Annotated in this window: 16 protein-coding genes and 2 pseudogenes; 10 read left to right on the forward strand and 8 right to left on the reverse strand. The window is 71.7% G+C overall.

All coding sequences use genetic code 11. The features are described from left to right. The first annotated feature begins 7 nt into the window (after positions 1-7). The 4 genes and pseudogenes from LNW71_RS14540 (at position 8) to LNW71_RS36495 (ending at position 2,942) form a co-directional block, all read left to right on the forward strand. Positions 8-924: pseudogene (locus LNW71_RS14540) on the forward strand (RNA polymerase sigma factor SigF). Between the two features lie 234 nt (positions 925-1,158). Continuing rightward, positions 1,159-2,025: an RNA polymerase sigma factor SigF gene (locus LNW71_RS14545; protein ID WP_250968612.1), complete on the forward strand. Its 867-nt coding sequence runs from the start codon at positions 1,159-1,161 to the stop codon at positions 2,023-2,025. Positions 2,026-2,082: 57 nt separating this feature from the next. After that, positions 2,083-2,649, forward strand: coding sequence for a hypothetical protein (locus LNW71_RS14550; protein ID WP_308294488.1), 567 nt, complete (start codon positions 2,083-2,085; stop codon positions 2,647-2,649). A gap of 14 nt (positions 2,650-2,663) precedes the next feature. Then, complete coding sequence (locus LNW71_RS36495; protein WP_308294489.1) at positions 2,664-2,942, forward strand: hypothetical protein; 279 nt, start codon at positions 2,664-2,666, stop codon at positions 2,940-2,942. 29 nt (positions 2,943-2,971) lie between these two features. Here LNW71_RS36495 and LNW71_RS14555 read toward each other — a convergent pair whose 3' ends face one another. Beyond that, positions 2,972-3,184 carry a hypothetical protein gene (locus LNW71_RS14555; RefSeq protein WP_250968613.1) on the reverse strand — a complete coding sequence of 71 codons (213 nt, stop codon included), beginning with the start codon at positions 3,182-3,184 and terminating at the stop codon, positions 2,972-2,974. Between the two features lie 516 nt (positions 3,185-3,700). Here LNW71_RS14555 and LNW71_RS14560 point away from each other — a divergent pair. The 5 genes from LNW71_RS14560 (at position 3,701) to LNW71_RS14580 (ending at position 9,176) form a co-directional block, all read left to right on the forward strand. Beyond that, entirely contained in the window at positions 3,701-4,222 is a 522-nt protein-coding gene (locus tag LNW71_RS14560; RefSeq protein WP_250968614.1) for a MarR family winged helix-turn-helix transcriptional regulator, read from the forward strand. 23 nt (positions 4,223-4,245) lie between these two features. Continuing rightward, a complete protein-coding gene (locus LNW71_RS14565) occupies positions 4,246-6,720 on the forward strand; it encodes an MFS transporter (RefSeq protein WP_250968615.1) in 2,475 nt (824 codons plus the stop codon). 203 nt (positions 6,721-6,923) lie between these two features. Further along, positions 6,924-7,742 (forward strand): YceI family protein, encoded by an 819-nt coding sequence (locus tag LNW71_RS14570; RefSeq protein ID WP_250968616.1) that lies wholly within the window; start codon positions 6,924-6,926, stop codon positions 7,740-7,742. Between the two features lie 26 nt (positions 7,743-7,768). Continuing rightward, on the forward strand, positions 7,769-8,239 hold the full coding sequence (locus LNW71_RS14575) for a PPOX class F420-dependent oxidoreductase (RefSeq protein WP_250968617.1): 471 nt from the start codon (positions 7,769-7,771) through the stop codon (positions 8,237-8,239). Positions 8,240-8,243: 4 nt separating this feature from the next. Then, a complete protein-coding gene (locus tag LNW71_RS14580) occupies positions 8,244-9,176 on the forward strand; it encodes an NAD(P)-dependent oxidoreductase (protein ID WP_250968618.1) in 933 nt (310 codons plus the stop codon). A gap of 39 nt (positions 9,177-9,215) precedes the next feature. Here LNW71_RS14580 and LNW71_RS14585 read toward each other — a convergent pair whose 3' ends face one another. Then, positions 9,216-9,977 (reverse strand): TetR/AcrR family transcriptional regulator, encoded by a 762-nt coding sequence (locus tag LNW71_RS14585; protein WP_250968619.1) that lies wholly within the window; start codon positions 9,975-9,977, stop codon positions 9,216-9,218. A gap of 93 nt (positions 9,978-10,070) precedes the next feature. Next, on the reverse strand, positions 10,071-11,594 hold the full coding sequence (locus tag LNW71_RS14590) for an MFS transporter (protein ID WP_250968620.1): 1,524 nt from the start codon (positions 11,592-11,594) through the stop codon (positions 10,071-10,073). A gap of 142 nt (positions 11,595-11,736) precedes the next feature. On the opposite strand from LNW71_RS14590, the gene LNW71_RS14595 reads away from it, so the two are divergent. Then, positions 11,737-12,600: an endonuclease/exonuclease/phosphatase family protein gene (locus LNW71_RS14595; RefSeq protein WP_250968621.1), complete on the forward strand. Its 864-nt coding sequence runs from the start codon at positions 11,737-11,739 to the stop codon at positions 12,598-12,600. Positions 12,601-12,603: 3 nt separating this feature from the next. On the opposite strand, the pseudogene LNW71_RS14600 reads toward LNW71_RS14595, so the two are convergent. The 5 genes and pseudogenes from LNW71_RS14600 to LNW71_RS14620 all read right to left on the reverse strand — a co-directional run bounded on the left by LNW71_RS14600 (position 12,604) and on the right by LNW71_RS14620 (position 19,475). After that, a pseudogene (locus tag LNW71_RS14600) lies at positions 12,604-14,770 on the reverse strand (ArnT family glycosyltransferase). Next, entirely contained in the window at positions 14,767-16,110 is a 1,344-nt protein-coding gene (locus tag LNW71_RS14605) for a bifunctional glycosyltransferase family 2/GtrA family protein (protein ID WP_250968622.1), read from the reverse strand. The pseudogene LNW71_RS14600 and the gene LNW71_RS14605 overlap by 4 nt, the downstream one beginning before the upstream one ends. A gap of 26 nt (positions 16,111-16,136) precedes the next feature. After that, positions 16,137-17,696, reverse strand: coding sequence for a HAMP domain-containing sensor histidine kinase (locus tag LNW71_RS14610; RefSeq protein ID WP_250972006.1), 1,560 nt, complete (start codon positions 17,694-17,696; stop codon positions 16,137-16,139). Between the two features lie 64 nt (positions 17,697-17,760). Then, positions 17,761-18,501: a response regulator transcription factor gene (locus LNW71_RS14615; RefSeq protein ID WP_250968623.1), complete on the reverse strand. Its 741-nt coding sequence runs from the start codon at positions 18,499-18,501 to the stop codon at positions 17,761-17,763. An 89-nt stretch (positions 18,502-18,590) separates the two neighbouring features. Continuing rightward, entirely contained in the window at positions 18,591-19,475 is an 885-nt protein-coding gene (locus tag LNW71_RS14620; protein WP_250968624.1) for an amidohydrolase family protein, read from the reverse strand. Positions 19,476-19,481 lie beyond the last annotated feature (6 nt).

Here is a 19,481-nt window from a genome sequence, read left to right on the forward strand (position 1 = left end):
CGTCATCGTGCCGGCCAGTACCGCGCCTCAAGTGCCTCCCCAGACCGTCCAGACGGTGCAGACCGTCCAGACGGCACCGCCCAGCCGGACGGAGCAGCCGGCCCAGCCGGTGCAGACGATCCAGACCGAGACGCCCGACGACACCGCCACGCCCACCAGGACCAGGGGGCGGACACCAGGGCACTGACCCAGGTGCTCTTCGGGCAGCTCAAGGGGCTGGAGCCGGGCACCGCGGAGCACGGCCGGGTCCGGGCGGCACTGATCGAGGCGAACCTCCCCCTCGTGCGGTACGCCGCGGCGCGGTTCCGGAGCCGCAACGAACCGATGGATGACGTCGTCCAGGTCGGCACTATCGGACTGATCAACGCCATCGACCGGTTCGACCCCGAGCGCGGCGTGCAGTTTCCGACCTTCGCGATGCCGACCGTGGTCGGCGAGATCAAGCGGTACTTCCGGGACAACGTGCGGACCGTCCACGTGCCGCGCCGGCTGCACGAGCTCTGGGTCCAGGTCACCGGGGCCACCGAGGACCTGACGACCGCTCACGGCCGCTCGCCCACCACCGCGGAGATCGCCGACCGGCTGAAGATCTCCGAGGACGAGGTACTGGCCTGCATCGAGGCGGGCCGCTCGTACCACGCGACCTCGCTGGAGGCTGCCCAGGAGGGCGACGGACTGCCCGGCCTGCTGGACCGGCTCGGCTACGAGGACCCGGCGCTGGCCGGGGTGGAACACCGCGACCTGGTCCGGCACCTGCTGGTCCAGCTGCCCGAACGCGAGCAGCGGATCCTGCTGCTGCGTTACTACAGCAATCTGACGCAGTCCCAGATCAGCGCCGAACTGGGGGTCTCGCAGATGCATGTGTCAAGGCTTCTGGCCAGAAGTTTCGCCCGACTGCGATCCGCAAACAGGATCGAGGCGTAACCGGATCGGGTAAACAGCCCCCGGTGCGCTCCCGCCGGGCCAAATGCCCCACACCCCTTGTTAACTGCGCGAACTCCCCCAAGACTTGTCGACAAGTCACTACAGCGTGTTGCCGACATGTGACATTCTGCGGGAACCGCGTTTGCCGCTGCCTCCCCTCCGGTATTCAGGTGGAGGCTGCGTTCCTCCGATGGTCGCGGCCACCGCGACCGTCCGCGACCTCAAGGGGGTGGCATGTCCGCAGAACAGGGCAGCTCGAAGGTGCTCACGCTCACCAAGAGCGCACCCGCACCCGTTGTGCTCACCAGCTCGTCGGAAGCCATCGACACCCGTACGCTGTCCCGCTCGCTGTTTGTGCGGCTCGCCGCACTGGGTCCCGCTCCGGGCCCGGAAGGAACGGAGAGCCCGGAGCGGGCCTATGTGCGGGACACACTCATCGAGCTCAACCTGCCGCTGGTGCGTTACGCCGCGGCGCGGTTCCGGAGCCGTAACGAACCCATGGAGGACATCGTCCAGGTCGGCACGATCGGCCTGATCAAGGCGATCGACCGGTTCGACTGCGAACGCGGCGTGGAGTTCCCGACGTTCGCGATGCCCACGGTCGTCGGCGAGATCAAGCGCTTCTTCCGCGACACCTCGTGGTCCGTGCGGGTGCCGCGCCGGCTTCAGGAGCTGCGGCTCGCCCTCACCAAGACCAGCGACGAGCTCGCCCAGAAGCTCGACCGCTCGCCGACCGTGCCGGAACTGGCCAAGGCGCTCGGGGTCTCCGAGGAGGACGTGGTCGACGGCCTCGCCGTCGGCAATGCCTACACCGCCTCCTCGCTGGACTCGCCCTCCCCGGAGGACGACGGCGGCGAGGGGTCGCTGGCCGACCGGCTGGGATACGAGGACGCGGCGCTGGAGGGCGTCGAGTACCGCGAGTCGCTCAAGCCGCTGCTGGCCAAACTGCCGCCGCGCGAACGGCAGATCATCATGCTGCGGTTCTTCGCCAACATGACCCAGTCGCAGATCGGCGAGGAGGTCGGCATCTCGCAGATGCACGTCTCCCGGCTGCTGACCCGCACGCTCGCCCAGCTCAGGGAGGGGCTCATCGCCGACTGACCCGCGCGCAGCAGCGCAAGGGTTCCGAATTGACGGGCCGTCAGCCACACTGGCGCGATGCGACGTCAGACATTCGTGCGGACCGGCCGCCGGGGCACCGTGATCGCCGCCTCGGCGGCCGTGCTGTGCCTGGGCGGCGCCCTGGCGGCCTGCGGCGCGGGGGCGGACGGCGGTGACGGCTACGTGGCGGTCGGCGCGGCGGGCGCGCGGCCGCAGAAGGCGCCCACCGGTGCGGTGGCACCCACCGGGAAGGTGACCCTGATCCCGCTGGACGGCGAGCGCGGCGGCAGCGCGGACAGGGACCCGGAGCCGGGCTCCGCCGCGGCGGGCGGCGCCCCCGCCGGCAAGGGCGGCACAGGCGGCGGCACAGGCGGTGACGCCGGCAGCGCGAGCGGCGGCACGCAGTCGCCCAGCGGCTCCGGTGGGGCCGGCGGGTCCAGCGGGTCCAGCGGGTCCAGCGGGTCCGGCGCGAACGGTGGGTCCAGCGGGTCCAGTGCGGCCGGAGGCGGTGGTGCGGCCGGAGGCGACGGCTCAGGGGCGGCACCGGCTCGGGAAGCGGTTCGCCCGACCCGGCTACCCCCTCGGCCCCCGGCACCACCGCGCCCGCAGGGCCGGCGGTACTGAAGGTGGGGGCGCCCGTGCGTGCGGCGGCGGACGAGCGCTGGTGCGAGAAGGTGACCGTGGAGTTCCGCAACACCGGCGGATCACCGGCGCGCTCGGGCACCGTCACCTTCGCCACGCACATCATCGGCGGACTGGGGATCGACTGGGCGACCCGGGAATCGACAGCGCCGCTGCCCGCGCCTGTCGACGCGGGAGCGGCGCGGAAGAAGACGTACACCGTCTGTGTGGACGCCTGGCGGGTGCCCCTGGGCATGCATATCGAGACCCGGGACGTCACCGCCGTCTGGAAGTGACGGTTGAGGAGAGGGAGACCGGGGGCCGGTCAGCCGAGCGCGAGCCAGGCGACCGCGCCCAGGACGACGATCACCGCGACGACTGCGACGATCATTCCGGTCCTCGGTCCGGACGACACGGCCGCGGGCTGCTGCCTGCGCTGCGGCTCGCCCTCGTCGACGAAGGCGCGGAACATCTGGGTGTTGCCCGCCGGGTCGCCAGTACCCTCGGGACCCTGCGGTGCGTGGGGATTGTGTGCCATGGGCCAGGACCCTAGCGAACTCGGCGGAAGCGCCCAACCCCCAGGGCGGTGAAGGCGCGAGACCGTAAGCCGGGGAACCGGTGAAGAAGGCGCGGGCGAAGGGCGGGCAGCCGCCGGGTCCACCGTGCCCCGGACGGGAAGAATCCCGGACCGGCCCGCACAACACCGGCGCTCTGCGAGCCAGTTGGTGATCTTCCGCGCCTCCGCATGCCCCGGCCCCCGTATATACGCGCGAAGGGCGAGCGCGCGCCGCTCAGTGGTGTCGCGGCATCGCACGGGAGCGCACCGGTTCCGTACGGAGGCCCGGACCAGGCCCGCACCACTGCGGCCTCGCGTGTGGCACGAGACACATCAGCCACCCACGTAGCGCACACGCTGGGGGTTTGACTATCGCCCTACACAGCCTTTTGCGTTCCTTTACTTATGCAAGCCGCTTTTCGTTTGCCTGCAGCAACCAACGGCTTCTATGGTTGCCCTAAGCAACAAGATGACCGGTGCGAGATGTCTGGGGGTCCCGTGGCCGCACGGAGTCAGTACGAAGAACTGGCCCGTCAGCTCAGCGCCATCGGCGCGGTGAAACGGGGTCTCGGCCGCATCCTGCCCGCCGAATGTCCTGCCGGCTCCGCCGCCGTACTGGCACTGCTGAGTCAGCACGGCGAGATGCGGATCAGCAGGCTGGCCGAGTTCCTCGATGTCGACATGTCAGTGACCAGCCGGCACGTCGCCCACGTGGCGGAACGCGGCTGGATCGAACGGTCCCCGGATCCGGCGGACAAGCGCTCCCGGATCCTGCGGCTGACTCCCGCGGGCGAAGGCGTGCTCGACAACCTGAACTGCCGGACCACCGAAATGTTCGCCCACCATCTCCAGGATTGGTCCGACGAAGAGGTCGGACAGCTCAACACTTTGTTGGCCCGGCTGCGCGACAGCTTCTCCTGTCGCGGCCCCGGCGGGTGCCCCCCTGGGAAGCACAGCGGCGACTGCCGCTCCCGGCCGGCCGACAGCCACGACGGCTCGTACACCCGTACACCCGTGTAACAGAAGCAAAGACAAGGATTTAAATGGCTACGACCACACCAACCGGTGTGCGGGGCGGCCACGCCAAGCACGGAGGGAACGACTCCTCCGACGGCACGCCGATGACACACCGGCAGATCATGGAAGCGCTCACCGGGCTGCTGCTCGGCATGTTCGTCGCGATTCTGTCGTCCACCGTCGTCTCCAACGCCCTGCCGGAGATCATCTCCGACCTCGGCGGCAGCCAGAGCTCGTACACCTGGGTCGTCACGGCCTCGCTGCTGGCCATGACGGCGACCACCCCGCTGTGGGGCAAGCTCTCCGACCTGTTCAGCAAGAAGCTGCTGGTCCAGATAGCACTGATCATCTACGTGCTCGGCTCGGTCGTCGCCGGTCTTTCGACCAGCAGCGGCATGCTGATCGCCTGCCGTGTCGTGCAGGGCATAGGCGTCGGCGGTCTCTCCGCCCTCGCCCAGATCGTGATGGCCGCGATGATCGCCCCGCGTGAGCGCGGTCGCTACAGCGGCTACCTCGGCGCGGTCTTCGCCGTCGCCACCGTCGGCGGTCCGCTGCTCGGCGGTGTCATCACCGACACCAGCTGGATGGGCTGGCGCTGGTGCTTCTACGTCGGCGTGCCCTTCGCGGTCATCGCCCTCATCGTGCTCCAGAAGACCCTGAAGCTCCCGGTCGTCAAGCGCGAGGTCAAGGTCGACTGGACCGGCGCCTTCTTCATCAGCGCCGCGGTCTCGCTGCTGCTGCTCTGGGTCACCTTCGCGGGCGACAAGTACGACTGGATGTCCTGGCAGACCGGCGCGATGCTGGCCGGCTCCCTGGTCCTGGTGCTGCTCTTCGTCTTCACCGAGTCCCGGGCCAGTGAGCCGATCATCCCGCTGCGGCTGTTCCGCAACCGCACCATCACGCTCGCCTCGCTGGCGTCGCTGTTCGTCGGTATCGGGATGTTCGCGGGCACCGTCTTCTTCAGCCAGTACTTCCAGCTGGCGCGCGGCAAGTCGCCGACGATGTCCGGTGTGATGACGATCCCGATGATCACGGGTCTGTTCCTCTCCTCGACCCTCTCGGGCCAGATCATCACCAAGACGGGCCGCTGGAAGGTCTGGCTGGTCAGCGGTGGCTTCCTGCTCACCGCCGGTCTCGGGATGCTCGGCACCATCCGGTACGACACCACGTACTGGCACATCGCGATCTTCATGTTCGTGATGGGTCTCGGCATCGGCATGATGATGCAGAACCTGGTGCTCGCCACCCAGAACCAGGTCGACCCCAAGGACCTCGGTTCGGCCAGCTCCGTCGTCACGTTCTTCCGTTCCCTCGGTGGTGCCATCGGTGTCTCGGCGCTGGGCGCCGTCCTGGCGAACCGCGTCACCCACTACGTCAAGGACGGCCTGACGGACCTCGGTCCCAAGGGCGCTTCCATGAGCACCGGCGGCGGGGGCATCCCCGACCTGGACAAGCTGCCCGCTCCGCTGCGTACGGTCGTCGAGGGCGCCTACGGGCACGGCGTCGGTGACGTCTTCCTGTACGCGGCCCCGGCCGCCCTGCTCGCCTTCCTGATCACGATCTTCATCAAGGAGGTCGCGTTGCGGACCAACGCAGCCAACGACGCCCCGGCCCCCGCCGAGGCGACGGCGACCACCGAGGCCCCGTCCGCCGCCATCGCCGCGCCGGCCTACGAGGGAACGGCCGGCGTGACCGCGGTCGACACCCTCCAGGTCCCCGCGACGGCGACCGTGCAGGGCACCGCGGTACGCGGTGTGGTGCGCGGCGCCGAGGGCACACCCGTCGCCCAGGCCGCCGTCACGCTGATCTCGCTCGGCGGCCGGCAGCTCGGCATCTCGGTCGCGCAGGCCGACGGCAGCTACGGTCTGGACGCCCCGGGCGCCGGTTCGTACGTGCTGATCGCGTCCGCCGACGGCTTCCAGCCGCAGGCCTCCACCGTGGTGGTCGGCGACGAGCCGCTCGCCTACGACATCCTGCTCGCCGGTACGAGCGGCCTGGCCGGGACCGTACGGGCCGCCGAGGGCGGCGCGCCGGTCGAGGGCGCCATGATCATCGTCACCGATGTGCGCGGCGACGTGCTGGCCACCGGCAAGTCCGGCCAGGCGGGCGAGTTCACCTTCGGTGAGCTGGTCCCCGGTTCGGTGACCGTCGCGGTGAACGCGGCCGGGTTCCGCCCGATGGCGCTGCCGGTCGAGGTCGGCGGCCAGGGTGTCACCCGGGTCGACGCGGCACTGCGCTCCGGCGCACTCGTGCAGGGCGTCGTGCGGGCCGGTTCCGGCCGGCGGCCGCTGCCGGACGCCCGGGTCACCCTGATCGACGCGGCGGGCAACGTCATCGCCAACTCGACGACCGGGGAGGACGGGGCGTACGCCTTCACCGACCTGGACGCGGGCGAGTACTCGGTCATCGCGACCGGCTACCCGCCGGTGGCCGGTGCCCTGACCGTGGCCGGCCGCGGGGTCGACGGCCACGACATCGAGCTCGCCCACCCCGGCGAGTAACCGGCTCCGGGTACCACCCGGACCGGCATGACCCCTGGCGGGACGGCACTTCTAGCGGAGAGGCTGTCCGGGCCGGCGGAAATGGGCCCCGAGGGCGGGGACGGCAGGCAGGGGACGGCCTGCCGTCCCCGCCCCGGGGCCCGACTCATTGAGTGACCCGCTTCCGTGAACGGACGGGTCATTGAGCAAGGAGAGAAAACGGGATGGGACTTCGCGCACAGGTACGGACGCGGGACGGCTGGGCCGTCCAGCACGCGATCGTCACGGTCACCGACATGACCGGCACGCAGGTGCTGCGGGCCGCCGCCGACGAGGACGGGGCGGTGCGGGCTGACGCCCGGCTGGCCGCGGGCGCGTACACCGTGATCGTCACAGCGGTCGGGTACGCCCCGGCCGCCTCCACCGCCCTCGTCACGGCGAGCGGCCGGGTCGAGGCCGGCACGGTGGTGCTGGCCCGTCAGGGCGGCGTGGAGCTGCCGCCGCCGGGCGCCTGGTCGCTGGACCCCGCGCACTCCTCGGTCGGCGCGGTCGCCCAGCACCTGGGGATCTCCAGCGTGCACGGCCGGTTCACCGAGTTCGGCGGCCGGATCGAGATCGCCGAGGACGTCCAGCGGTGCCGGGTGGACGCGGTCATCTCCGCGGCCAGCATCGACACCGGCAACGGCATGCGGGACAAGCACCTGCGCTCCCCCGACTTCCTCGACACGGACCGGTTCCCGGAGATCACCTACCGCTCCAACGCCCTGACCCCGGCCGGACCCGACCGCTGGACCGTGCACGGCCAGCTGGCGCTGCACGGGGTGGAGCGCCCGGTCGACCTCGACCTGAGCTACCTCGGCACCGGCCCCGACCCGTGGGGCGGCGTCCGCGCGGCCTTCAAGGCGACGGCCGAGCTGCGCCGGGACGACTTCGCGATGAACTACAACCAGGTGGTCCAGGCGGGCATCTCGGCGATCGGCACGACGCTGCGGGTGGAACTCGACATCCAGGCCGTGCAGGGCGATTCCCTGCCGACCGCGTAACCTCCCGCGGTCGTAGGGTCTGTTCCATGGCATCCAACATCGCGACCAACACCGCCGTGGAACTCGACGAGTTGCTGGCGTTCGTACGGCCCCGGCACCGGGCGATCCTGCTGACCACCCGGTCCGACGGCCGCCCCCAGGGCTCCCCGCTCACCTGCGGCGTCGACGACGCGGGCCGGATCGTCGTCTCGACGTACCCCGAACGGGCCAAGACCCGCAACGCGAAGCGGGACGAGCGGGTGAGCCTGATCGTCCTGTCCGACGAGTGGAACGGGCCGTGGGTGCAGATCGACGGTTCGGCCGAGGTGATCGACTCACCGGACTCGGTCGAACCGCTGGTCGAGTACTTCCGCAACATCTCGGGGGAGCACCCGGACTGGGACGAGTACCGGGCGGCGATGGTGAAGCAGGGCAAGTCGATCATCAGGATCACTCCCGAGCGGTGGAGCCCGGTCGCGACGGGCGGCTTCCCGGCACATCTGGCATCCGGCAGCTGACCGGATGACCGTCCCGCCGATCGGTGCCGAACACCTGGCGCGGGCGCGGTTGCTGGCCGCGCCCGGCCTCGCGCCCGCCGTGGTGCGCTCGCTGGAGGAGATCACCGGCCGCCCGGCGGAGCCGGGCGGCACCGTGCCGGACGGCCCCTACGTGTACGTGGGGGCCACGCTGCCCGAAGCGCTGCGCGGGGACGGGCTGCTCTGGTTCCACAGCGTGAACGCCGGCACGGACGCCCTGCTGGGCGCCGGCCCGTGGCCCGCCGGGGCGCTGCTCACCCGGACGGTAGGCCGGATGGGCGAGCGCATCGCCCAGTACGTGCTGGCCTGGGTGCTGGCGGACTGCCAGGCGGTCCCGGAGTTCGCCGCGCAGCACGAGCGGGCCGAGTGGCGCCGCATCCCCTCCGAGCTCGCGGCCGGGCAGACGGCCGTGATCCACGGCACCGGCCGGATCGGCTCGGCCGTCGCCGGGCTGCTGCGGGCCTGCGGCATCCGGACGGTGGGCGTGGCGCGGACCCCGCGCGAGGTCCCGCCGGGCTTCGACGAGATGGCCGGCCCCGACGAGTCGGTGGCCGCCCGCTGGGTGGTCTCCACGCTTCCGCTGACCGGTGCGACGGCCGGGTACTTCGGGGCGGACCGGTTCGCGGCCATGGGCGGCGCCGCGTTCATCAACGTGGGCCGGGGCGGGACCGTGGACCTGGTGGCGCTGGAGGCCGCGCTGCACTCCGGCGCGGTGGGGCGCGCGGTGCTCGACGTGCTGCCCGAGGAGCCCGCCGCACCCGGTGACCTCTGCTGGCGGCTGCCCCGCACGGTGATCACCTCGCACTCCGCGGGCATCACCTCGGACGGCGACATCGTCACGGACTTCGCGGCGTGCCGGCGGGAGCTCGCGGCGGGCCGCGTCCCGGCGCTGGCCGTGGACCCGGCGCGCGGCTACTGACGGCGGGCGGCCACTGCGGCGGGCGCCCCCTGCCGGGGGCTACTCCCGGCCGCGCATCGCCTCGATGCCCGCGATGAGCAGGTCGAGGGCGAAGGTGAAGTCCCGCTCGCGCATCTCCTCGACGGTGTCCCCGCCACGCGCCTCGATCAGGCTCTGCGAGGCCGCCAGCAACTCCTTGAGCTGTGGCTGGGAACTGATCGTGCCGAGCGCCTGCTGGTAGAACTCGTCCTGGCTGAGGCCCGCCTCGGCGGAGCGCTGCACGACGTGGCCCTCGATGGTGCCGAAGCCGTACACGAACTGGAAGACCGCCGACATCGCCCCCGTCCGGTGCCGGAGCGGCAGGCCGGTGGCCCGGATGATGTCCTGGACGGCGTACGAGAAGAGCATCGAGTGCGGGCCGATGTTCAGGAAGTTCCCGGCCAGCGCCGACGCCCAGGTGTGCCGGACCAGCAAGCTCCGGTAGCTGGTGGCCAGTTCGCGCAGCCGCTCGCGCCAGTCGGCGTCCTCGCGCGGGGGCGCGATCTCGGCGAAGACCGCGTCCAGGGCCAGCTCCAGCAGGTCGTCCTTGGTGTCGACGTACCAGTAGAGGGACATCGCCGTGACGTTCAGCTCGGCGGCGAGGCGGCGCATGGAGAACCTGGCGAGGCCGTCGGCGTCCAGCAGCCGGACCGAGGCGACCGTGATCTTCTCCCGGTCGAGCCCGGCAGGCTGTTCGGACTTCCGGCTGCGCGCGGGCGTCCTGCCGTCGAGCCACACACTGGTCCGGCCGGGGTTCTTCACGCGATCGGCCGCGGACACCATGGCGCACTCCCTTGTCTCGCCGGCGGGACGAACCGGTTACGTACTCCATGCCCGGAAACCGGAGGCGTACGGTCCGGTACGTCCCGCCCGATGCTATGCCGCTACAGCGGCCGGGTCAGCCTGAGCCGATTCTCCCCGCTCCGCCCGGCGCAGCAGCACGGCGGCCAGCAGACCGCCGGCCAGCACCGCCACCGCGCCGACCAGCTGGCTGGTCTCCAGGCCCGAGGCGAACGCGTCCGTGATCCAGCGGCGCTCCGCCTCGCCCCCGGCGGCGGCCAGCGCGGCGGGCAGCGAGGCGGCGCCGACGGCGGTCGGGACGAGCGCCGCGAACCGGGAGTTCAGCACCGCGCCGAGCACCGCGACCCCCAGGCCGTTGCCGCACTCGGCGAGGGTGCCGTTGACCCCGGCGCCGACGCCCGCCTTCTCCGGCGGGATCGCGCTCATGATCGCGTTGGCCATGGCGGGCATGGCGAGCGCGATGCCCGCCCCCATCACGACGAGGCCGAGCAGCATGCCGCCGTAGCCGTCCCCGCCGAGCAGCGCGATCGCGGCCAGACCAGCGGCGAGCAGCCCCATCCCGGCGGCGATGGTGACGGGGGTGCCGAGCCTGGGCACCAGCCGTGCGCCCAGTCCAGTGAGGTTGAGCGCGACGACGCTCAACGCCAGCGGGGCCGTCCGCAGCCCGGCCTCCAGCGGACCGTAGCCGAGGACGAACTGCAGCTGCTGGGTGAGCAGGAACAGCGAGCCGCCCATCCCGAAGGCGACCAGGATCGCGCCCGCGACCGCGCCGACGAACTTCTGGTTCCGGAAGAAGTGCATGTCCAGCATCGGATAGGGGATGTGCAGCTCCCACAGCACGAATCCGGTGAGGACGGCGACCCCGGCGAAGGCGGTCAGCAGCACGTGGCCGGAGGTCCAGCCGTGTCCCGGTCCGGAGATGATCGCGTAGACCACGGCGGCCATCCCGATGGTGGAGAGCAGCGCGCCGAGCAGGTCGGGGCGCTCCCCGCTCGGGTTCTTGGACTCCGGCACCAGCCGCGCCACGGCCACCAGGCCGATCACGGCGACCGGGATGTTGATCAGGAAGATCGCACCCCACCAGAAGTGGTCGAGCATGACCCCGCCGATCAGCGGACCGACCGCGAAGCCGAGCGAGCTGACGGTCGACCAGATGCCGATCGCCTTCACCCGCTCGGCCTCGTCGAAGATCTGGACGACGACGGCGAGCGTCGTGGTCATAAGGAGCGCACCGCCGATGCCCATGCCGGCCCGCGCGGCGATCAGCTGCCCGGAGGACTGCGCGAGTCCGGCCACCAGCGAACCGATGCCGAACAGGGCGAGGCCCGCGATCAGCATCTTCTTGCGGCCGTAGCGGTCGGCCGAGCTGCCGGCGGTCAGCAGCAGACCGGACTGGACGAGCGAGTAGGCGTTGATCATCCACTGCACGTCGGCGGTGGAGGCGTCCAGCTCCCGGGTGAGGGAGGGGATCGCGACGTTGAGGACGGTGTTGTCGAGCAGCACGGTGAGCTGCGCGAGGCAGATGACACCGAGTATCAGCCAGCGTTGCGGATGGCTCGTCGGCGAGAGGCTGTGCTGCTCGGCGGCGGTCGCCGTCATTCGGACTCCCGGGGCGTTCGGTCATGGCCCTATACGGTGTACAGGGAAGCGGTTGTACACCGTATAGCCACTCCCGTGCGGCCTACAACCGACTTTGCCGCGGTACGGTGCCGGTCGCTGATCCGACAAGGGCTGGAGTGGTATGTCACTGCGTCGTCGTACGGTGGAAGTCCTGCTGGCCGCGGGCCTGTTGGGGACGGCGCTCGCGCCTCCCGCGACAGCCGCGGGGCATGGGCACGGGCAGCTGGTGCCCCTGCGCGTCGCCACGTACAACATCCATGCGGGGGCGGGCATGGACAACGTCTTCGACCTCGACCGGCAGGTGGCCGAGATCCGCTCGCTGGACGCGGACGTGATCGGGCTCCAGGAGGTCGACGTCCACTGGGACGCCCGCAGCGAGTGGCGCGACCTTGCGGGCGAGCTGGGCCGGCGGCTCGGCATGCGGGTGTCGTTCGCCCCGATCTACAGCCTCGATCCGGCCACGCCCGGTGCGCCGCGCCGGGAGTTCGGGGTCGCGGTGCTGTCCCGGTACCGGGTCGTGAGCGCGGAGAACCACGACATCACCCGGCTCTCCACCCAGGACCCGAACCCGGTGCCGGCGCCCGCGCCCGGCTTCGGCGAGGTGGTGCTGCGGGTGAAGGGGCTGCCCGTGCACGTGTACGCGACGCACCTCGACTACCGCGGCGACCCGTCGGTGCGGACCGCCCAGGTGGCCGACACCCGGCGGATCATGGCCGAGGACCGGAAGTCGGAGCGGCGGCCGGTGCGCCAGATCCTGCTCGGCGACTTCAACGCCCCGCCGGCCGCTCCGGAACTGGCCCCGCTCTGGCAGGAGCTGACGGACGCCGAGCCCGGTGGGCCCACCTACCCGGCGCAGGACCCGGTGCAGCGGATCGACTACGTGGCGGTGTCCAAGGACACCGTGCGGGTACGCGACGCGGCGGTGGCCGAGACGCTTGCCTCGGACCACCGCCCCGTTGTCGCGGACCTGCTGCTGCGGCGTTGAGCCTCAGCTGCTCGCCGGCCGGGTCAGGTCGTAGAACGTGGCGCTGCCGGCCGTCACCTTCTTGAAGCTCTTCTCCACCCAGGAGGAGATCGCGGACGAGGTGCCGCTGTTGCCGCCCATGCCGCCACCGCCGCCCTCGCCGCTGGAGATGAAGTAGTGGATCCTGCCGTCCTCGACGTACTTCTTGAACTGGGAGAGCGTCGGGGACGGGTCACTGCCGTTGAAGCCGCCGATCGCCATCACCGGGTCGCCGGTGGCGAGCTGGTAACTGGCCGCGTTCTGCGAGCCGATGGCCGCGGCGCTCCAGGTGTAGTCGTCCGCGTCCGCCGCCAGCAGCTTCTTCGCCGCGGCGTCGACGGAAGCGCCGTTGAGCAGACCGCCCATGCCTCCGCCACCGCCCCGGAAGCCCTCTCCCATGCCGGCCGGCGCACCCGGCCGCTGCCCCTGCTGCGCCGCACCGGTGCGGCCCTGGCCCTGCCGGCCCTGGCCCTGCTGGTTGCCGAACGGCGGCTGCCCGCCGCCGCCGGCCTGGGGCTGTCCCCCGCCGCCCGCCTGGCGGTTGCCCTGGCCGGGGGCATCCCGCCGGGGCCGCCACGGCCGCCACCACCTGGGCCGCCGCCCATCCCGCCGGCCGTGGCAGGCCCGGCCGTCACGATCGAGCCCTGGTGCCCGGTGTTCAGGGTGTTCAGCGTGTACGCGAGCGGTCCGGCCAGTGAGGCGGCAAAGCCCAGACCCACCGCGGCAAGGGCCAGTTGGCGCCCCAGCCGGGCCACGAGCAGCAGGCCCACCGCGGCCACGACCCCGGCGGCCAGGACGGCCTGGCGCAGCCACGGCAGATAGTCCGGGGCCCGTCCCAGCAGGACGTACGACCAGAGCGCCGTCGCGACCACGGTGAGCGCGAGCGTGGCCCCCGCCCACCAGCGGGCCCGCTCCTCCCACAGGACCGTGACGCCCATGCCGATCAGCGCCGCGATGTAGGGGACCAGGGCCACCGTGTAGTACTGGTGGAAGATGCCGGCCATGAAGCTGAACACGCCCGCGGTCATCAGCAGCGAGCTGCCCCAGGCGAGGAAGGCCGCGCGGGCCAGGTCCGTCCTCTTGGCCCGCCAGGTCAGCCAGACACCCGCGGCCAGCACGATCAGCGCGGCGGGCAGCAGCCAGGAGATCTGGCTGCCGATCTCGGAGTTGAACATCCGGTCGATGCCGGTCTCGCCCCACTGACCGCCGCCACCGCCCCCGCGGCCGCCACCGCCGCCGACACTGCCGGTCTCCTCGCCGTTGATGCGGCCGAGCCCGTTGTAGCCGAAGGTCAGCTCGAGGAACGAGTTGTTCTGCGAACCCCCGATGTACGGGCGCGAGGAGGCGGGCCAGAGCTCGACAATCGCCACCCACCAGCCACCGGAGACGACCATCGCCAGGGCCGAGAGCCCCAGCTGCCCGAACCGCCTGCGTACCGGGACCGGTGCGAACACCCCGTACAGCACCGCCAGCGGCGGCAGGATCAGGAACGCCTGAAGGGTCTTGGACAGGAACGCGAGACCGACCGCGACACCCGCCCACACCAGCCACTTGGTGCGGCCGTTCTCCATCGCGCGCAGCACGCAGTAGACCGTGACGGTCATCAGCAGCGCGAGCAGCGCGTCCGGATTGTTGAAGCGGAACATCAGCGCGGCGACGGGCGTCAGCGCGAACACCGCCATGGTGATCAGCCCGGCGGCGGCGCTGAACCGGCGGCGCACGGAGGCGTACAGCACCCCGGCCGTGGCCGTGGCCATCAGCACCTGCGGGATCAGGATCGCCCAGGAGCTGAGGCCGAGGATCCGCACCGACAGGGCCATCGGCCACAGGGTGGCCGGGGCTTGTCGACGGTGATGGCGTTGGCCGAGTCCAGCGAGCCGAAGAAGAAGGCCTTCCAGCTCTGGCTGCCGGCCTGCGCGGCCGCGGAGTAGAAGGAGTTGGCGTATCCGGAGGCGCTGAGGTTCCACAGGTACGCCGCCGTGATGACCAGCAGCATGGCGAGGAACGCCGGGCGGGCCCAGCGGGGGTCCTCGGGCCTGCCCCGCAGGACACGGTGCGCCACCGGCCCGCCGGGGCGTCCGTGGCCCGCGGCGGCGGCTGGCGGGGGCGCATCCGGTGGGTACGGGAGACGGTCGGGATGCAGCGTGGTCATCGGACGTTCCTCAGTTCGTGGTGGGTGTCGTCGGCCGGTTCGGCGGCCGGTCCGGGGACGGGGCCGGCCGAGCGGGCCGCCGCACCGCCCCGGTCGCGGTCCGGGAAGACCCAGGCGCGGAAGAGCAGGAAACGCAGCACCGTTGCCGCGAGGTTGGCCGCGATCAGCACGGCGAGTTCGGTGGAGTGCGAGGGCGCCCCGGCCGCGGCCCCCAGCGCCGCGAGCGAACCGCTCGTCAGCGCGAGGCCGATGGCGAAGACCACGAGCCCCTGCGCCTGATGGCGTACGGCTCCGCCCCGGCCGCGCACACCGAAGGTGAGCCTCCGGTTGGCCGAGGTGTTCGCGACGGCCGACACCAGCAGCGCGCCGCCGTTGGCGATCTGCGGGCCGACGCCCAGCCGGAAGAGCGAGTACAGGGCCAGGTAGAACAGGGTCGAGAGGGCCCCCACGACACAGAACCCGACCAGCTGCCGGGCCAGGCCGCCCGGCACCCCGCCGATCCCGCGGTCGCGCGGGTCGTCACCGAAGGGCCGCGCCAGCCGGTCCAGCGGCAGCGCGCCGACGGCCAGTGCCCGCCCGACCCGCCAGACACCCTTCAGGTCCTCGGCCGCCGTCCGCACGATGTGCACCGTCGAATCCGGGTCGTCGACCCAGTCGACCGGCACCTCGTGGATCCGCAGACCGGCCCGCTCGGCCAGCACCAGCAGCTCGGTGTCGAAGAACCAGCCGGTGTCCTCGACCATCGGCAGCAGCCGCTGCGCGACCTCCCGGCGGATCGCCTTGAACCCGCACTGCGCGTCGCTGAACCGGGCGGCCAGCGAGGAGCGCAGGATGATGTTGTACGCCCGCGAGATGAACTCCCGCTTCGTCCCCCGCACCACCCGCGAACTGCGGGCCAGCCGCGAGCCGATGGCCAGGTCGGAGTGGCCCGAGATCAGCGGTGCGACCAGCGGGAGCAGCGCGTTCAGATCGGTGGACAGGTCCACGTCCATGTAGGCGAGGACCGGGGCGTCGGAGTGCGACCAGACGGTACGCAGCGCCCGTCCGCGGCCCTTCTCCTCCAGCCGGAAGGACCGCACCCCCGCAAGCGTCCGCGCGAGCCGCTGCGCCACCTGCGGCGTCCCGTCGGTGCTGGCGTTGTCCGCGACGGTGATCCGGAAGGCGTACGGGAAGGTCCGCGCCAGATGGTCGTGCAGCCGCAGCACACAGGGTTCGAGGTCCTTCTCCTCGTTGAAGACGGGTACCACCACATCGAGTACGGGGGCACCTGCCGCACAGCCCGCGCCGCTCAGCAGGTGTTCCCGGGCCGGCAGAGAGCCCCAGGGAGTGTCGGTTCGCATGACATCGACACTCGCCAACCGGGCTGTCACGCCCGTGTGCTGAGCCTGTGGTACCCCTGTGAGTGCTGCCGGGCGCTGCCCGTGCCGTCGTCTGCCAAGCCGTCCGTGCAGCCTTGGGCCGGGCCGCTCCCGTATCCGGTGTCCGTGGGCAGGTGGACGGCGAACAGCGTGTTCCCCGGCACCGAACGCACCTCGGCCCGGCCCCCGTGCGCGGCGACGACGGCCTGCACGATGGCGAGGCCGAGGCCGGTGGACCCGGCGTGCCGGGAGCGGGAGGCATCGCCGCGCGCGAACCGTTCGAAGACGTGCGGCAGCAGCTCCGCCGGGATGCCCGGACCGTCGTCCTGGACCTCCAGGGTCACCCACGGATGCCCGGCTCCCGAGCGCACCCGGGCCGTGACCGTGGTACCGGGCGGGGTGTGGGTACGGGCGTTGGCCAGCAGGTTGACCAGCACCTGGTGGATCCTGGTCGGATCGGCCCGCACCGTCACCGGGGCCTCGGGCAGCTCCAGCCGCCAGTGATGGGTGGGCCCGGACCCGTCCGGTGCGGCCGCCGGGCCCGCGACCCGGGCATCGCTCACCGCGTCCACGACGAGCGGCGACAGATCGGTGCTCTCGTACGAGAGCGGCCGGCCGGCGTCCAGCCTGGCGAGCAGCAGCAGATCCTCCACCATGCCCGTCATGCGTTCCGCCTCGGACTCGATCCGGCCGAGGGCGTGCCGGGTGTCGGGGCCGGTGTTCTCCCTTCCGCGCCGGGTCAGTTCGGCGTACCCGCGGATCGAGGCGAGCGGGGTGCGCAGCTCATGGCTGGCGTCGGCGACGAACTGCCGCACCCGCATCTCGCTCTTCTGCCGCACGTCCAGGGCCGAACCGACGTGGCCCAGCATCCGGTTGAGGGCCGCGCCGACCTGCCCGACCTCGGTACGCGGATCGGCCTCCGCCTCGGGAACCCGCTCGAACAGCGCGACCTCACCGCTGTGCAACGGGAGTTCGGAGACGCGGGTCGCGGTGGCCGCCACCCGTCGCAACGGCCGCAGGGCGACGCCGACCATCGCGGCGCCCGCGATCCCGGCGGCGATGAGCCCGGCAGCGGTGACGCAGACCTCGACGACGATCAGGGTGGTGACGGCGCCGCTCACCTCGGCGGTGGGAATGCCGACGAGGACGGTCGCACCCTCGCTCACCGCGGTGGTAGCCCGTACCCGGTAACCGCCGAGCCCGGGCAGCTCCACGTCGTGCGCCTCGCCGTCCGCGGTCACTCCGGCCGCCACCAGGGCATCCTGCTGCGCGGCGGTCAGCGGCCCGGTGTTCTCCTTGGCGTCGAACCCGCCGCCCTTCACGACCGCGGAATCGGTGACGTCACCGTCCGCGAGGAGCGCGCCGAACGTCTCCAGGGGCTGGCCGCCCATGCCGATGAAGCCGAGCGGCTCCTTGTCCCTGAGCCCGCCGGGTACGGGCGCACCCGGCATGCGTTCGGCCCGGGTGGCGATGTCGCGCAGCTGGCCGTCCAGCTTGCCGTACATGTAGCTGTGGAAGGCGATGGCGGTGACCGAGCCGATCACGGCCGCGACGACCGCGATCAGCATCACCGCGGAGACGACGAGCCGGGTCCGCAGCGTCCACGGCCCCTTCGCCAGCCGCTTCACGCGGCTACTCACCGGGCTTGATGAGATACCCCGCGCCCCGCCGGGTGTGGATCATCGGCGTGCGGCCCGCGTCGATCTTCTTGCGCAGGTAGGAGATGTAGAGCTCGACGACGTTGGCCTGCCCGCCGAAGTCGTAGTTCCAGACCCGGTCCAGGATCTGCGCCTTGCTCAGCACCCGGCGCGGATTGCGCATCAGGAAGCGCAGCAGCTCGAACTCGGTCGCGGTGAGGTGGATGTTGCCACCGCCCCGGCTCACCTCGTGGCTGTCCTCGTTCAGCGTCAGGTCGCCGACGACGAGCGTCGACTCGCTGCGTACCGCCGCCGTGCCGGACCGCCGGATCAGCCCGCGCAGCCGGGCCACGACCTCCTCCAGGCTGAACGGCTTCGTGACGTAGTCGTCGCCGCCGGCCGTGAGCCCGGCGATCCGGTCCTCCACGGAGTCCCGCGCCGTCAGGAACAGCACGGGCACGTCGGAGAGCTCCCGGCGCAGCCTGCCGAGGACGGCGAGCCCGTCCATGTCGGGCAGCATCACGTCGAGGACCACCGCGTCGGGCCGGAAGTCACGGGCGGTCCGCACGGCCCCGGCCCCGTCCCCGGCGCTGCGCACCTCCCAGCCCTCGTAGCGCAGCGCCATGGAGAGCAGCTCCGCCAGCGGAGCCTCGTCGTCCACGACCAGCACCCGGACGGGGCTGCGGTCCGGCCTGAGCAGTTCGCTGCGCCCCTGGGGCGAGGTCGTCGTCGTCATGCCTCAACCCTGTGAGACGCCCGTGAGAGAGTCCTTTCCCGATTCTGTGAATTCGCTGAGAAACCGGGGGGGCGGGAGATCTCCGGGCCTCAGCAGTCGAACAGCAGCTTCGCGTTGTCGTGACAGACCGCCCGCAGCCAGTCGTCCCCGAGCTCCAGCCGCTCCAGGGAATGCAGCTGATGGGCGTACGGATACGGGATGTTCGGGAAGTCCGTCCCCAGCAGGATGCGGTCCCCGAGCGCCGCGAGCCGCCCCCGCTCCGCCACCGGGAACGGGGTGAACTCCTCCGTGAAGTCGGTGAACGCCATCGTCGTGTCGAGCCGCACCTGCGGATACGACTCCGCGAGCGTCAGGAACTCCGCGTACTCCGGCATCCCCATGTGCGCCACGATCAGCGGCAGCCGGGGGTGCCGGGCGAGCAGCGCGCCGACCGGTCCCGGTCCGGTGTGCTTCCCGGGCGCGGGCCCGGAGCCGCAGTGCATCACCACCGGAACGCCGGCCTCGGCGAGCAGCCCCCACACGGGTTCCAGCAGCGGGTCGTTCGGGTCGTACGCGCCGACCTGCAGATGCGACTTGAAGACCCGCGCACCCGCCTCGACGGCCTCCGTCACATAACCCTCCACACCCTCCTCCGGGAAGAAGGTCGCGGTGTGCAGGCAGTCGGGCACCCGGCGGGCGAAGTCGTCCGCCCAGCCGTTCAGCCAGGCCGCCATGCCGGCCTTGTGCGGGTAGAGCATGGAGGTGAACCGGAGCACGCCGAACGAACGGAGCAGCGCGAGCCGTTCGTCCTCGTCGTGGCGGTAGGCGATCGGCCACTCCATCCCGGTCAGCGGGCCGACGGAGTCGAAGTACGCCCAGACCTTGCGCAGCACCTGCTCCGGCATGAAGTGCGTGTGTACGTCGATGAGTCCGGGCAGCCCGAGCCGCTCCCGGAACCGCGCCACGTCGTCCCGGCCGTCCGCGCCCTCACTCATCCGGCA

The sequence above is a fragment of the Streptomyces sp. RKAG290 genome, assembly GCF_023701695.1.
GTDB lineage: Bacteria > Actinomycetota > Actinomycetes > Streptomycetales > Streptomycetaceae > Streptomyces.